Below are 15,766 nucleotides of genomic sequence, written 5' to 3'. Positions count from 1 at the left end.
CTGGGACTCGGCACCCCGGCACGGTAGGTTTTTAGGTGCCATGAATCTCGCATACATCCCCAGCCCCTCGACCGGAGTGGTCCACCTCGGGCCGATCCCGCTGCGCGGCTACGCCTTCTGCATCATCATCGGCGTCTTCGCCGCTGTCTGGCTCGGCAACCGGCGCTGGATCGCGCGGGGCGGGCGGGCCGGGACGGTGGCCGACATCGCCGTGTGGGCGGTGCCCTTCGGGCTCGTCGGCGGGCGCCTCTACCACGTCATCACCGACTACGAGCTGTACTTCGGCCCGGGCCGGGACTGGGTCGACGCCTTCAAGATCTGGCAGGGCGGCCTCGGTATCTGGGGCGCCGTCGCGCTCGGCGCGGTCGGCGCCTGGATCGGCTGCCGGCGGCGCGGCATCCCGCTGCCCGCCTGGGCCGACGCCCTCGCGCCCGGCATCGCCGTCGCGCAGGCCATCGGCCGCTGGGGCAACTGGTTCAACCAGGAGCTCTACGGCCGCGCCACCGATCTGCCCTGGGCGCTGAAGATCGACGCCGACCCCGCGATCGGCCGGGTCGCGGGCACGTACCACCCGACGTTCCTCTACGAGTCGCTGTGGTGCCTGCTCGTCGCCGCCCTCGTGATCTGGGCCGACCGCCGCTTCACCCTCGGCCACGGGCGCGCGTTCGCGCTGTACGTCGCCGCCTACACCGTGGGCCGGTTCTGGACGGAGTATCTGCGCGTCGACGACGCCCACCACGTGCTGGGGCTGCGCCTCAACGGCTGGACGTCGATCCTGGTCTTCCTCGCCGCCGTGGTCTACATGGTCGTCTCCGCGAAGCGGTGCCCTGGACGGGAGGCCGTGGTCGAGCCTCAGGCGGTGGAGGACGGGGCCACCGAGGGTGCCGAGGGTGCCGAGGGCGCCGGGGACGCAGGCAAGCCCGTCAAGGTCGTCAAGGAGCTCGACCGCAAGGCCGGCGCCGCGAGCGAGAAGCCGGAGCAGAAGCCCGCTCCGTAGCACCGCCGCGCAAGCCGTGGCACCGCCGCGCACGCTGTCCCGAGGGCCGTCGGACCACCCCGTCCGGCGGCCCTCGCGCATACCCCGGACCAGCCCCCAAGCCAAGCCTTCCCTTACCCAAAACCCCAGGTCAGAAAGGTAAGTTCGGCCTTCCTTGCTGGCGGGGCACGGTCGATCGCGCGTACCGTCGAGCTGCGGGACGGGCCAGTGGGCCCTCTCCCCGCGAAAGACGCGGAAGACGCGAAGACAACAGCAAGGAGCATCCCCGCATGGCCGTCCTCGACGCCGCCGAGGCCCCGCACATCGCGCACCGTGACAACCACACGCACCGCGATGTCAACGGCGGCTGGCTGCGCCCCGCCGTCTTCGGCGCGATGGACGGGCTCGTCTCCAACCTCGCGCTGATCACCGGGGTCGCGGGCGGTTCCGTCGCCCCGCAGACGATCGTGCTCACCGGTCTCGCCGGGCTCGCGGCGGGCGCGTTCTCGATGGCGGCGGGGGAGTACACCTCGGTGGCCTCGCAGCGCGAACTCGTCCTGGCCGAGCTGGACATCGAGCGACGGGAGCTGCGCAAGCACCCCGCCGACGAGCAGCGCGAGCTGGCCGCGCTGTACGAGTCGCGGGGCGTGGAGCCGAAGCTTGCGCGCGAGGTCGCCCGGCAGCTCTCGCGCGACCCGGACCAGGCGCTGGAGATCCACGCGCGCGAGGAGCTGGGCGTCGACCCCTCCGACCTGCCCTCGCCGGCGGTCGCGGCGGTCTCCTCCTTCGGCTCGTTCGCGCTGGGCGCCCTGCTGCCCCTGCTGCCCTATCTGCTCGGCACCACCGTGCTGTGGCCGGCGCTGGTCGTGGCGCTGGTCGGGCTGTTCGCGTGCGGGGCCGTCGTCGCCCGGGTCACGGCCCGGTCGTGGTGGTTCAGCGGGCTGCGGCAGCTGCTGCTCGGCGGGGCCGCCGCCGCGGTCACCTATCTTTTGGGTATTGCGTTCGGCACCGCTCTGGGGTGATCCTCTATCCGGGCCCGCGCATCACGAGCGCGTTGCCCAGCGGTTTCAAGTCCTTGACGGACGGGCACAATCAGCAGGCGCAGCGGGCAGTGTCGCCCGCTCTGCGGTGTGTCCCGGGCCCGTGCGCCTGGTGATCCCAGGCCTGCGACCACCTTCTCGTTCTGCCCGGGTGTCCATATTCCGGACGGATATTTCCGCTTTACGAGAAGCGGTCCACTATGTAGCCTGCACGGGCTTCAAGGCTTTACGGACTTACGGAACGGGCTCTCGCCACTGCGCCGCCGCAGTGCCCGGCAGCCCGCACGTTCCTCGCAGAGGGCCAGCGTCGTCCCTCGGCACATGCATGACGCCATGACTGCCAGACGACGACGGGAGAGCCGATGCGTCCCTTGTTCGCCGCATCCCACCCCGCCCAGCAGGGGATGTACGACCCGCGATTCGAGCACGACGCCTGTGGCGTGGGCTTTGTCGCGACCCTCACCGGCGAGGCGAGCCACGCGCTCGTGGAGCAGGCCCTCACCGTGCTGCGCAATCTGGAGCACCGGGGCGCCACCGGCTCCGAGCCGGACTCCGGCGACGGCGCGGGCATCCTGATGCAGGTCCCCGACGCCTTCCTGCGCGCGAGCGTGCCTTTCGAGCTGCCCGAGCCCGGCGCGTACGCCGTCGGCATCGCCTTCCTGCCCGCGGACGCCGCACCAGCCGGCGCCGACGGCACCGACGCCGACGAAACCGACGCCGCGACCGCCGCCCCGCGGACCGAGCAGGCCGAGCAGACTGAGCAGACCGAGCTGATCGCGCAGATCGAGGCCATCGCCGCCGAAGAAGGACTCACCGTCCTCGGCTGGCGCGAGGTCCCCGTCGTCCCCGACCTCCTCGGCGCGGGCGCCCGCGCCACGATGCCCGACTTCCGGCAGCTGTTCGTCACCGCGCCGCACCTGAGCGGCCTCGCCCTCGACCGCAAGGCGTTCGTCCTGCGCAAGCGCGCCGAGCGCGAGGCCGGCGTGTACTTCCCGTCGCTGTCCGCGCGCACGATCGTCTACAAGGGCATGCTCACCACAGGGCAGTTGGAGCCCTTCTTCCCCGACCTGTCGGACCGCCGCTGCGCCACCGCCATCGCGCTCGTGCACTCCCGCTTCTCCACCAACACCTTCCCGAGCTGGCCGCTCGCCCACCCCTACCGTTTCGTCGCCCACAACGGCGAGATCAACACCGTGCAGGGCAACCGCAACTGGATGCGGGCCCGCGAATCCCAGCTGGCCGGCGAGGTGTTCGGGGAGGGGAAGCCGGACCGCGTCTTCCCCGTGTGCACCCCCGGCGCCTCCGACTCGGCCTCCTTCGACGAGGTGCTGGAGCTGCTGCACCTCGGCGGCCGTTCGCTGCCGCACAGCGTGCTGATGATGATCCCCGAGGCCTGGGAGAACCACGCCTCCATGGACCCGGCCCGCCGCGCCTTCTACCAGTACCACTCCACCCTGATGGAGCCCTGGGACGGCCCGGCCTGCGTCACCTTCACCGACGGCACCCTCGTCGGCGCCGTCCTCGACCGCAACGGCCTGCGGCCGGGCCGCTACTGGGTCACCGACGACGGACTCGTCGTGCTCTCCTCCGAGGTCGGCGTCCTCGACCTCGACCCCGCCAAGGTCGTCCGCAAGGGCCGGCTCCAGCCCGGCCGGATGTTCCTCGTCGACACCGCCTCCCACCGCATCATCGAGGACGACGAGATCAAGGCTCAGCTCGCCGCCGAACAGCCCTACCAGGAGTGGCTGGAGGCCGGGATCGTCGAGCTGGCCGAACTGCCCGAGCGCGAGCACATCGTGCACACCCACGCCTCCGTCACCCGCCGCCAGCAGACCTTCGGCTACACCGAGGAGGAACTGCGCGTCATCCTCGCGCCCATGGCCAAGTCCGGGGCGGAGCCCATCGGTTCCATGGGCACGGACTCGCCGATCGCCGCGCTCTCCGAGCGGCCCCGGCTGCTCTTCGACTACTTCACCCAGCTGTTCGCGCAGGTCACCAACCCGCCGCTGGACGCCATCCGCGAGGAGCTGGTCACCTCGCTGACCTCCTCCCTCGGCCCCCAGGGCAACCTCCTCGACCCGACGGCCGCCTCCTGCCGCAGCGTCACCCTGCCCTTCCCCGTCATCGACAACGACGAGCTGGCCAAGCTCATCCACATCAACGCCGACGGCGACCTGCCCGGCCTCAAGGCCGTCACGCTCTCCGGCCTGTACCGGGTCGCGGGCGGCGCCGAGGCGCTCGCCGCCCGCCTGGACGCGCTGCGCGCCGAGGCGGACGCCGCCATCGCCGCCGGGGCCCGGCTGATCGTCCTCTCCGACCGGCACTCCGACGCCGAACACGCCCCCATCCCCTCGCTGTTGCTCACCTCCGCCGTCCACCACCACCTCATCCGCACCAAGCAGCGCACCCGCGTGGGCCTGCTGGTCGAGGCCGGGGACGTCCGCGAGGTCCACCACGTCGCCCTCCTCATCGGCTACGGCGCCGCCGCCGTCAACCCCTACCTGGCGATGGAGTCCGTTGAGGACCTCGTACGCGCCGGCACGTACCTGCCGGGCATCCCCGCCGAGGACGCGATCCGCAACCTCATCAAGGCGCTCGGCAAGGGCGTGCTCAAGGTGATGTCCAAGATGGGCATCTCCACCGTCGCCTCCTACCGGGGCGCCCAGGTCTTCGAAGCCGTCGGCCTGGACGCCGGCTTCGTCGACACCTACTTCCACGGCACCGCCACCAAGATCGGCGGCGCCGGGCTGGACGTCGTCGCCAAGGAGGTCGCCGCCCGGCACGCCACCGCCTACCCGGCCACCGGCATCGCCCCCAGCCACCGCAGGCTGGACATCGGCGGCGAGTACCAGTGGCGCCGCGAGGGCGAACCGCACCTGTTCGACCCCGACACCGTCTTCCGCCTCCAGCACTCCACGCGCGCCCGCCGCTACGACATCTTCAAGCAGTACACGGCCCGCGTGAACGAGCAGTCCGAGCGGCTGATGACGCTGCGCGGCCTGTTCTCCTTCACCAGCGACCGCGCCCCGGTCCCGCTGGAGGAGGTCGAGCCCGTCAGCTCGATCGTCAAGCGCTTCTCCACCGGCGCCATGTCCTACGGATCGATCTCCCGCGAGGCCCACGAGACCCTCGCGATCGCCATGAACCGGCTGGGCGCGAAGTCCAACACCGGCGAGGGCGGCGAGGACCCGGACCGCCTGTACGACCCGCGGCGCCGCTCCAGCATCAAGCAGGTCGCCTCCGGCCGCTTCGGCGTCACCAGCGAATACCTGGTCAACGCCGACGACATCCAGATCAAGATGGCCCAGGGCGCCAAGCCCGGCGAGGGCGGCCAGCTGCCCGGCCACAAGGTCTACCCGTGGGTCGCCAGGACCCGGCACTCCACCCCCGGCGTCGGCCTGATCTCCCCGCCCCCGCACCACGACATCTACTCCATCGAGGACCTCGCCCAGCTCATCCACGACCTGAAGAACGCCAACCCGCAGGCCCGCGTCCACGTCAAGCTGGTCTCCGAGGTCGGCGTCGGCACGGTCGCGGCGGGCGTCTCCAAGGCCCACGCCGACGTCGTGCTGATCTCCGGGCACGACGGCGGTACGGGCGCCTCCCCCCTCACCAGCCTCAAGCACGCGGGCGGCCCCTGGGAGCTGGGCCTGGCCGAGACCCAGCAGACCCTGCTGCTCAACGGACTGCGCGACCGTATCGTCGTCCAGACCGACGGCCAGCTCAAGACCGGCCGCGACGTGGTGATCGCCGCCCTCCTCGGCGCCGAGGAATTCGGCTTCGCCACCGCCCCGCTCGTGGTCTCCGGCTGCGTCATGATGCGCGTGTGCCACCTGGACACCTGCCCCGTCGGCATCGCCACCCAGAACCCGGTGCTGCGCGAGAGGTTCAGCGGCAAGGCCGAATTCGTCGTGAACTTCTTCGAGTTCATCGCCGAGGAAGTCCGTGAACTGCTCGCCGAACTCGGCTTCCGCACCCTCGAAGAGGCCGTCGGCCACGCCGAACTCCTCGACGTCGGCAAGGCCGTGGCCCACTGGAAGGCCCAGGGCCTGGACCTCGCCCCCCTGCTGCACGTGCCACGGCTGCCCGACGGCGCCGTACGCCACCACGCGATCGCCCAGGACCACGGGCTGCAGAAGGCCCTCGACAACGACCTGATCAAGCTGGCCGCCGACGCCCTGACCGCGGTGGGCGCCGAAGAGGCCCAGCCCGTACGGGCCCACCTGCCGATCCGCAACATCAACCGCACCGTCGGCACCATGCTCGGCCACGAGGTCACCAAGAAGTACGGCGGCACCGGACTGCCCGACGACACCATCGACATCACCTTCACCGGCTCCGCCGGCCAGTCCTTCGGCGCCTTCCTCCCGCGCGGCATCACCCTGCGCCTGGAGGGCGACGCCAACGACTACGTCGCCAAGGGCCTCTCCGGCGGCCGCGTGATCGTCCGCCCCGACCGGGCCGCCGACCACCTCGCCGAGTACTCGGTCATCGCCGGCAACACCCTCGCCTACGGCGCCACCGGCGGCGAACTGTTCCTGCGCGGCCGCGTCGGCGAACGGGCCTGCGTCCGCAACTCCGGGGCCACCGTGGTCTGCGAGGGCCTCGGCGACCACGGCTGCGAGTACATGACGGGCGGCCGCGCCGTCGTCCTCGGCGAGACCGGACGCAACTTCGCGGCCGGCATGTCCGGCGGCGTCGCCTACGTCCTCGACCTCGACCCCCTCAACGTCAACAAGGAACTCACGGACGCCGTCGCCCCCCTCGACGACGGCGACCGCCGGTGGCTGCACGACGTGGTGCGCCGCCACCACGAGGAGACCGGCTCCACCGTGGCCGCCGCCCTCCTCGCCGAATGGGAAGCGGCAACGGCCCGCTTCAGCAAGGTCGTTCCGGCCACCTACCAGGCAGTGCTCGCCGCCAAGGACGCCGCCGAGCGGGCCGGCCTCACCGAGGCCGAGGTCCACGAGAAGATGATGGAGGCGGCGCACCATGGCTGACCCCAAGGGCTTCCTGACCACCGACCGCGAGGTCGCCCCCACCCGCCCCGTCGCGGAGCGCCTGCGCGACTGGAACGAGGTGTACGTCCCCGGCGCCCTGCTGCCCATCGTCGGCAAGCAGGCCGGCCGCTGCATGGACTGCGGCATCCCCTTCTGCCACAACGGCTGCCCCCTGGGCAACCTCATCCCCGAGTGGAACGACTACGCCTACCGCGACGACTGGCGCGCCGCCGGCGAACGCCTCCACGCCACCAACAACTTCCCCGAGTTCACCGGCCGCCTCTGCCCCGCCCCCTGCGAATCGGCGTGCGTCCTCGGCATCAACCAGCCGCCCGTCACCATCAAGAACGTCGAAGTCACCATCATCGACAAGGCGTGGGCCGCCGGCGACGTCACCCCGCAGCCGCCCGAGCGGCTCTCCGGCAGGACCGTCGCCGTCATCGGCTCCGGCCCCGCCGGACTCGCCGCCGCCCAGCAGCTCACCCGCGCCGGCCACACCGTCGCCGTCTACGAACGCGCCGACCGTATCGGCGGACTGCTGCGCTACGGCATCCCCGAGTTCAAGATGGAGAAGCGGCACATCAACCGCCGCATCGAGCAGATGCGGGCCGAAGGCACCAAGTTCCGCACCGAGGTCGAGATCGGCCGCGACATCGACGCCGCCCGGCTGCGCGGCCGCTACGACGCCGTGGTCATCGCCGCCGGCGCCACCACCTCCCGCGACCTGCCCGTGCCCGGCCGCGAACTCAAGGGCGTCCACTTCGCGATGGAGTACCTGCCCGGCGCCAACAAGGTGCAGGAGGGCGACTACGTCACCCCGCCCATCGACGCGCACGGCAAGCACGTCGTCGTCATCGGCGGCGGCGACACCGGCGCCGACTGCGTGGGCACCGCCCACCGGCAGGGCGCGGCCTCCGTCACCCAGCTGGAGATCATGCCCCGGCCCTCCGACGAACGGCCCGCCCACCAGCCGTGGCCCACCTACCCCATGCTCTACAAGGTGACCTCGGCCCACGAAGAAGGCGGCGAGAGGATCTACTCCGTCTCCACGACCCACTTCGAGGGCGACGAGGACGGCAACGTCCAGTGGCTCCACCTGATCGAGGTCGGGTTCACCGACGGCAAGCTCACCCACAAGCCCGGCACCGAACGCCGCATCCCCGCCCAACTCGTCACCCTCGCCATGGGATTCACCGGCACAGACCGCGACAACGGCCTCGTCGAGCAGTTCGGCCTGGAACTCGACGAACGCGGCAACATCAAGCGGGACGCCGACTTCGCCACCAACGTGCCCGGCGTCTTCGTCGCCGGAGACGCCGGACGCGGCCAGTCCCTCATCGTGTGGGCCATCGCCGAGGGCCGCTCCGCCGCCCGCGGCGTCGACCGCTACCTGACCGGGACGAGCACCCTGCCAGCCCCGATCCGGCCCACCGACCGGGCGCTCACGGTCTGACACGCCCCGACCCGGCCACCGCTGAGCCCCCCACCCGGCGCGGCGCCCGCTCCCCTCCTCCACGGGGAACGGGCGCCGCGCACGGGGATCACCCCTCGGAGATCTGCCGCGCCCACAGGTCACGGAACTCCACCGAGGCGTCCTCCGTGTACACCCCGACACTGCCGCTGGTGTACGGCCGCTCCCGGTCCTCGTACGCCACGAGCCCCACGCCGTTCACACTCACCTCCATCCGCGCCCCCCGCTGCGCGACCCGCACGTCCGACCACGAACCGACCGGGAACTCCCCCGGCCCCGTCGCCAGGAAGCGCTGCCCGCCCGGATACGCGGGATCCCGCTTGCCCAGCTCCCAGCCGTTGGGCTTGAGACTGATGTAGTAGAAGTGCTCCGGGTCGGCATACGCCCACAGCAGCCACGGCACCTCCCACGGGTTCGGGCGCGGGGTGCGCAGCTGCGCGACCGCCCGCATCCGCGCCCGGTAGTCCACAGCGCCGTACGCCTGCGTGGAGACGATCAGCCCCGCGTGCGTGACCTCGGGGGAGCGGGCCGGCCTGGGGGAGAGGAACAGCCCGTCGTGCCGGCCGATGTTCTCCCCCTGCCCGTCGAAGACCGAACGCCACGGCCCGTGGACCGAACCGTCGGCCCACGGCCGCCCGGAGCTCTCCTCACCGGCTCCCCAGAGCACACTCAGCCCCCACACGACGCCCGCCAGGACGGCGGCGGCGAGCAGAGCGAGGCCGAGCAGCCGGCGAGATCTCGTCATGCCGTCGAGTATGACCCCGGACCCTCCGTCCGCGAGGCCACCAGCGGGTCGGTGTCCCCGCCCGGACCGCCGTCCGAAACCCTGCCCGAACCCCCCTCCGCACACGCGTCCGTGACCGCGGCCGCCCGCGGACCGGCGTCCGCGCCGAAGTCCTCCGCGAGCTGCGCGAGGATCCGCTCGGCCGCACGCCCGTCCCCGAAGGGATTGTCCGCCCGCGCCATCCGCGCGTACCCGGCCGGGTCGTCCAGCAGCGCGCAGGCCGCGGCCAGGATCGTCTCCGGCTCGGTGCCCACCAGCCGGGCCGCGCCCGCCTCCACCGCCTCCGGCCGCTCGGTGGTCGTCCGCAGCACCAGGGCCGGCTTGTCCAGACTCGGCGCCTCCTCCTGCACACCCCCCGAATCGGTCATCACCAGATCGCAGTCGGCGAGCGTCGCGCAGAAGTCGGCGTAGCCCAGCGGCTCGACGACATGGATGTCCGCGTGCCCGGTGAGCGCCGGCAGCAGCGCGTCCCGCACAGCCGGACTCTTGTGCAGCGGCAGGACGAGCTCGACGTCACCCCGGTCCGCGAGACGGCGCAGCGCCCTGCCCATCGCGCGCATCGTGGCGCCCTGGTTCTCGCGGCGGTGCAGCGTCAGCAGGACGCGCCGCAGCGGCGGCCGCCCGCCGGTGCCGGCGGGAAAAGCGCTGCGGCCGGTGTCCTGCGCCAGCATCCACAGCAGATTGTCGATGACCGTATTGCCGGTGACGAACACCTCGGCCTCCAGGACGCCCTCGGCCGTCAGATGCCCGGCGGCCCGGGGCGTGGGCGCGAAGTGCCAGCGCGCCATGCGGCCGATCAGCCGCCGGTTGAGCTCCTCCGGAAAGGGGTTGTCGAGGACCCCGGTGCGCAGCCCCGCCTCGACGTGGGCGATGGGTACGTGCTCGTAGAACGCGGCGAGCGCGCCGGTCAGGGCCGTCGTCGTGTCCCCCTGGACGATCACGAGGTCGGGGCGGCGCGCGCGTACGACCTCGCCGAGGCCGGCCACCAGCCGGGCGGTGAGGGTGGACAGCTGCTGCCGGTCACGCATCACGTCCAGCTCGGTGCGCACCGGAACCTGGAGCAACTCCAGCATCTGCTGGAGCATTTCGCGGTGCTGGCCGGTGGTGACGACGACGGGATCGAAGAGCGGTGAGGCGGCCATGGCGCGGGCCAGAGGCGCGAGCTTGACGGCCTCCGGACGGGTGCCGAGGACGAGCATGGCGCGGACGGGCGAGGTGATGACGCTCGAAGACATGCTTCTCCCTGAGAAGGACGGAACGGCAGGATGTCGGGTGGCGGACGGGTGCCGGGGGAAGCGGGGGTACCGGCGGGAAGGGCCGGGAGGTACGGGCCTTGTGCGCGCTACGGGCCTGTGTGCGCTACGGGCCTACGTGCGTACGGGCCTAAGTGCGCGCGGTCTTCAGCCAGGTCTGCTTGCCGGTGAGCATCCGCCACAGCCCCCACCATCCGGCGGCGAACCAGATGTAGCCGTAGAAGATGAACACGTGCGAGAGCAGGATCGAGCGCAGTAACCCGAGGCGGCGCTCGCGCCGGCGGTAGACGAAGCCGTACGCGTACGCCGCCGTGAACGACAGCACGTACGGGCCGATGACCCACGCCGGGGTGATCAGCGACCGGCCGGCCTCCACCGAGCCGATCACCGTGCCCACGAGGGCGACGAGGAACGACAGCGGCAGCAGCGAGGTCAGCAGGATCAGGACCGGACTGGACAGGTGGTACAGCAGGTCGACGGCGGCCCGCAGCGGCACCTCCCGCAGGATCAGCGGGACCAGTGACGCCGACTGCAGATGGCCCTGGAACCAGCGGGAGCGCTGGCGCACCAGACGGCGCACGTCGAGCACCGCCTGCTGCGAGACGGCGGCCGCCGTGCAGTGCTGGTTGACCCAGCCGCGCGCGATCAGCCGCACGCCCAGGTCGAGGTCCTCGGTGAGCGAGTCGCTCCACGGGCCCCGCCGCTCCCCGGTGACCGGGTCCTCGGTCATCAGGGAGTCGAGCGCGGCGAGCCGCATGAACTGCCCGTTGCCGCCCATGCCGACGCTGCCGATGAAGCGGCGGGCGCACTGGAAGATGTCGCCGTAGATGACGAACTCCATGTCCTGGAGCCGGGCGAGCAGTCCCTGGTGACGGTTGTACATCCGCACTCCCACCTGGGTACCGCCGGTGCGCGGATTGTCGAAGTACGGGTCGACGGACTGCACGACGTGCCCGTCGAGACGGCCGTCGGCATCGACGACGCAGACGATCACCTCGTCCGGGGCGTAGTCGCCCAGCAGCCCGGAGGTGCGCAGGTGCGCGATGCCCGCGTTGAGCGCTGCCCCCTTCCCCTTGCGGGCGTTGGGCAGCCGGCGCTGCAGCAGATGGACGGTGCCGGGGGACTCGCGGACGGCGGCGCGGGCCACCTCGGCGGTGCCGTCCTCGGAGGCGTCGTCGATGACGAGGGCGATGAAGTTCCCCGCCGGCAGATCGGTGATCCGCGCCAGGCTCTCGGCGAGGACCTTCTCCTCGTTGAGGCAGGCCAGCAGGAAGACGTAGAAGCGGGGACGGCGGGGGCCGCGGCGCCGTTTGACACGGCGCCTGGAGAGGATGAACAGGGTGGTGTTGTAGCAGGCCGCCATGACGATGATGGCGATGGCGGCCTTCAGCAGGATCTGCCCGATCAAGGCCGGTCACCGTGAGGTTGCAGCCAACTCCGCAGCTGGAACCAGAGTTTGACGGACAGCAGGGTTACCGCGGTCGCGCAGTAGAGCAGGAATCCCGCTCCGGCTGCTTCTTGAAGTCCCCTGGCGATCGGCAGACCCGGCAGTACCGCCGGGGCGGCCAGGGTGAGTCCGGCCATGGGCAGGACTGTGCCCAGGGCTGGTTTTCCGTACATGGGTTCCCCCCGATTTTCGCCACGCATGAGGCGTGCGCTGGGAACGTAGCAGAGGTGGCGGGTACTACTGTCGCACTTGCTCGGAATTGATCGATCGGAATTGCCTACTCCGTTTCCTGGCAGGCCAGTTGGGCAGGTCAGGGGCGGTGCTGTGGCCCGAGTGAGCTGCGGTCCGGTCCAATGCGGCCGATCGGAAATGCCTGCTACGGACCGCTGTTGTCTATTGACGCGGCCTTAACGCCACCGCAACAATCTCCGGATTGTCGGGCGATTGCCCACGGGGGTGGCGGCGCATTCCTGCCGAACGGCTTTCACAGGCACGTCAAAAGGGCGCCGCAAGAGTTGATGTGGATGGGGGAAACAGCGTGCAAAAAGCACGGGGGAGACACCGGAAGGTGGTTTCCCGGATTTCGGTTGCCGTCGCCTTGTGCGCCGCCCTGGTGGGCGGCGTCGTGCTGTACGGCTACTCGCAGTCGCCGGCGTCGGCGGTCTACGCGGCCAAGAAGGACGGCAAACCGGGCGGAAGGGGCGGCACGCACGGCTTCGGGCCGGCCTCGCTGTCCGCGAAGTCCACGGCGGATCTGACCGGTTGGGCGAAGGACCGCCTCACCCTGGAGAAGCAGAGGCGGGCCCACACCCTGGTGATCCACTCGGCGAATCCGGGTTCCGCCGGGGGCGGCTCCGTACGGGGTGCGTCCGTACGGACGCCTGACGGCCCGGTGGCCGGAACGACCGCGGGGTTCGTACGTGCCGCCTCGGCCGGCGGGGGCGTTTCGCAGGCCCGCGCCGTGCGGGGAGTAGCGGCGCCGGACGCCGTCGCTCCGGCAGGCGGCAATGCCGTCAAGTCCGCCTCCCTCGCCGGGAGTCCACCCCGGGCGAAGGAGTCATTGGCGCTGCCCGCCGCAGGCATCCCCGTCGGTGGGAGCTCCAGCGCGCTCGTGCTCTACGACACCACCGGCCCCTACGGGCAGTTGGGCGAGCTCTACGCGATGGCGGCCGCGAACCTCGCCGGTCACTTCGGGAGCGTGACCGCCAAGCCCGTATCGGCGTACACCTCCGGAATGACGGAGCAGTACACCGCCACGTACTACATCGGCTCGACGTACTACGGGGGAACCGTCCCCGACGCCGTGCCCGCCGCCCTCTACCAGGACGTCCTGACGACCAGTCACCCGGTGACCTGGATCGGCGACAACATCTGGAACCTGGCGAACGCCGCCGGCGTCACCAAGTTCCAGCAGACCTACGGCTGGGACCCCACCAACTCCTACTTCGCGTCCAACGGCAGCGTCGGCAGCATCACCCAGGTCACCTACAAGGGCCGGCAGCTGACCCGGAAGATCCCCGCCGGACAGGACGGCGGCGTACTGCACCCGGCGATCCTCACCGGCCCCGGCTACCCGCAGGTCACCGCACTCGCCCAGGCGCTGGACTCCAGCACCGGCACGACCTTCCCGTGGGCCCTCCGCTCCGGGAACCTCACCTACGTCGGCGAGATCCCCTTCGCCTACGTCTCGGAGAACGACCGCGTCGTCGCCTTCGAGGACCTGCTCTTCGACGGACTGGCGCCCGCCACACCCCAGAGGCACCGGGCCTTCGTCCGCCTGGAGGACATCAGCCCCAAGTCCAGCCCGAGCGATCTGCGGGCCTGCGCGGACTACCTCTTCTCGCAGCACATCACCTACGGGATCAACGTCATCCCCGAGTACACCGACCCCAACGGGTACTACAACAACGGAACTCCGGAAACCGTCACCCTCGCCCAGGCCCCCGACGTCGTCTCCGCGCTGCGGTACATGCTCGCCCACGGCGCCGTCCTGATGAACCACGGCCTCACCCACCAGTACCGCAACGTCAACAACCCCTACACCGGCGTCACGGGCGACGACTTCGAGTTCTTCCTCTCCCACATCGACGCCTCCAACAACGTCGTCCTCGACGGGCCGCCCCCCGAGGACTCCGCCCTCTGGGCGCAGACCCGCGTCACCTCCGCCCTCGCCCTCTTCCAGGCCGCCGGACTGCCGCGGCCCACACTGTGGACGACCCCGCACTACGCCGCCTCGGCCGCCGACTACGGCGTCATCGGCCAGAACTACGGCGCCCGGCTGGAACGTTCGCTGTACTACGCCGGAACGCTGAGCGGCGGCACCGTGGACGCCACCCGCTACATCGGCGAGTTCTTCCCGTACGCCGTCAAGGACGTCTACGGTACGACCGTGCTGCCCGAGAACCTCGGCAACTACGAGCCCCTGCCCTACAACAACCACCCGGCCCGCCTCCCCGCCGACCTCATCGCCTCCGCCCAGGCCAACCTGGCGGTCCGCGACGGCGTGGCGAGCTTCTTCTACCACCCCTACTACGGGACGACCGCACTGCAGCAGATCGTCTCCGGCATCCAGGGGCTGGGATACACCTTCGTCGGCCCGACGGACCTCGCCCAGTGAGGACGGACCGATGACAGCGGTGAAGAGGGCGGTGGCCGTACTGACGCTGGCGGCCGCCCTCTTCACCGGCGGCTGCTCCACGGAACCGGGCAGCCCCGGAACCAGCACGCCGGCCAACACGCCGGGCAGCAAGGCGAGTTCCCCACCGAGCACCCCACCGAGCCCCTCACCGGGCGCCCCCGAGCAGCGGAAGGCGGGCGGCATGCGCGGCATCACCCTCCCCGCGTGGAACACCGACGACTACCACAGCCCCGAAGCCGGCACCTACCTGCGGCAGATCGCCGCCACCGGCGCCCAGTGGGTGACCTTCACCCCCACCTGGTACCAGGACACGGTCACCGACCCCGGCCAGCACACCACCGGGGAGACCGCGAGCGACGACAGCCTCCGCCACATCATCGGCCTCGCCCGCGCCACCGGACTCAAGGTCATGCTCAAACCCCACGTCGACCTCAGGGACGGCAGCGACCGCGCGAGGATCCGGCCCACCGACGCCGACGCCTGGTTCGGCGCGTACACACGCCTCATCACCCACTACGCGCGGCTCGCGGCGGACACCGGCGTCGAACAGCTCGCCGTCGGCACCGAGTTGACCGGGCTCTCCCAGGACGCCCCGCACTGGCGCGAGGTCGTCGCCGCCGTCCGCGCACAGTACCGGGGCACCCTCACCTACGCCGCGAACTACGACGAGTACGACAAAGTCCCCTTCTGGGACGCCCTCGACGTCATCGGCATCGACGCCTACTGGCCACTCGCCGACACCGCCACCACCGACGAGAACCGGCTGCGCGCCGCGTGGCAGCCGATCGCCGACAGACTCGCCGCCTTCTCCGCCGTACAGCACCGCAGGATCCTCTTCACCGAGGCCGGTTACGTCAGCCAGCGCGGCACCACCACCGCCCCGTACTCCTGGACCGTCAGCAAGAACACCGACAACGACGAACAGGCCGCCGCCTACGCCGCGTTGCTCTCCGCCTTCGACGGCAAGCCGTGGTGGGCCGGCGTCTGCTGGTGGATGTGGGACGACTGGCCGGGCGCCGGCGAGACGAAGAAGAAACTCGCGTACACCCCGCACGGCAAACAGGCGGAGACGGTACTGAGGAAGTGGTGGGGAGGGAGCTGAACCGGGCCGGCGGCGGCCGACGTGGGGCACCCCGTACCCCTGACCTTGCGCGCCG

The 15,766-nt window shown here is 71.2% G+C and carries 10 protein-coding genes; 6 read left to right on the top strand and 4 right to left on the bottom strand.

From position 1 onward, the window contains the following. Positions 1 to 40: 40 nt before the first annotated feature. The 4 genes from lgt to ACFP1Z_RS23215 all read left to right on the top strand — a co-directional run bounded on the left by lgt (position 41) and on the right by ACFP1Z_RS23215 (position 8,469). Positions 41 to 997, top strand: a complete 957-nt coding sequence (gene lgt, locus ACFP1Z_RS23230; RefSeq protein ID WP_390319032.1) for a prolipoprotein diacylglyceryl transferase — start codon at positions 41 to 43, stop codon at positions 995 to 997. 269 nt (positions 998 to 1,266) lie between these two features. Further along, complete coding sequence (locus ACFP1Z_RS23225; protein WP_390319031.1) at positions 1,267 to 1,998, top strand: VIT1/CCC1 transporter family protein; 732 nt, start codon at positions 1,267 to 1,269, stop codon at positions 1,996 to 1,998. 380 nt (positions 1,999 to 2,378) lie between these two features. Continuing rightward, complete coding sequence (gene gltB, locus ACFP1Z_RS23220) at positions 2,379 to 7,016, top strand: glutamate synthase large subunit (protein ID WP_390319030.1); 4,638 nt, start codon at positions 2,379 to 2,381, stop codon at positions 7,014 to 7,016. Further along, on the top strand, positions 7,009 to 8,469 hold the full coding sequence (locus tag ACFP1Z_RS23215; protein ID WP_390319028.1) for a glutamate synthase subunit beta: 1,461 nt from the start codon (positions 7,009 to 7,011) through the stop codon (positions 8,467 to 8,469). The genes gltB and ACFP1Z_RS23215 overlap by 8 nt, the downstream gene beginning before the upstream one ends. Positions 8,470 to 8,557: 88 nt before the next feature. Here the strand turns inward: ACFP1Z_RS23215 and ACFP1Z_RS23210 are convergent, their stop codons facing one another. From ACFP1Z_RS23210 to ACFP1Z_RS23195, 4 genes are all read right to left on the bottom strand, one after another. Next, entirely contained in the window at positions 8,558 to 9,232 is a 675-nt protein-coding gene (locus tag ACFP1Z_RS23210) for a 3-keto-alpha-glucoside-1,2-lyase-like domain-containing protein (RefSeq protein WP_390319027.1), read from the bottom strand. Then, positions 9,229 to 10,506, bottom strand: coding sequence for a non-hydrolyzing UDP-N-acetylglucosamine 2-epimerase (wecB, locus tag ACFP1Z_RS23205; RefSeq protein WP_390319025.1), 1,278 nt, complete (start codon positions 10,504 to 10,506; stop codon positions 9,229 to 9,231). Before wecB ends, ACFP1Z_RS23210 begins: the two co-directional genes overlap by 4 nt. Before the next feature lie 148 nt (positions 10,507 to 10,654). After that, positions 10,655 to 11,932 carry a glycosyltransferase gene (locus tag ACFP1Z_RS23200; protein ID WP_390319023.1) on the bottom strand — a complete coding sequence of 426 codons (1,278 nt, stop codon included), beginning with the start codon at positions 11,930 to 11,932 and terminating at the stop codon, positions 10,655 to 10,657. Beyond that, positions 11,929 to 12,108, bottom strand: a complete 180-nt coding sequence (locus ACFP1Z_RS23195) for a hypothetical protein (protein WP_390319022.1) — start codon at positions 12,106 to 12,108, stop codon at positions 11,929 to 11,931. The genes ACFP1Z_RS23200 and ACFP1Z_RS23195 overlap by 4 nt, the downstream gene beginning before the upstream one ends. 431 nt (positions 12,109 to 12,539) lie before the next feature. On the opposite strand from ACFP1Z_RS23195, the gene ACFP1Z_RS23190 reads away from it, so the two are divergent. Both ACFP1Z_RS23190 and ACFP1Z_RS23185 read left to right on the top strand, forming a co-directional pair. Further along, positions 12,540 to 14,588 carry a DUF2334 domain-containing protein gene (locus ACFP1Z_RS23190; RefSeq protein WP_390319020.1) on the top strand — a complete coding sequence of 683 codons (2,049 nt, stop codon included), beginning with the start codon at positions 12,540 to 12,542 and terminating at the stop codon, positions 14,586 to 14,588. 10 nt (positions 14,589 to 14,598) lie between these two features. Continuing rightward, a complete protein-coding gene (locus ACFP1Z_RS23185; RefSeq protein ID WP_390319018.1) occupies positions 14,599 to 15,711 on the top strand; it encodes a glycoside hydrolase family 113 in 1,113 nt (370 codons plus the stop codon). The last annotated feature ends 55 nt before the right edge of the window (positions 15,712 to 15,766 follow it).

This window comes from Streptomyces gamaensis (genome assembly GCF_042656465.1).
Taxonomy (GTDB): domain Bacteria; phylum Actinomycetota; class Actinomycetes; order Streptomycetales; family Streptomycetaceae; genus Streptomyces; species Streptomyces gamaensis.
This window is presented reverse-complemented; position numbering and strand designations above follow the sequence as displayed.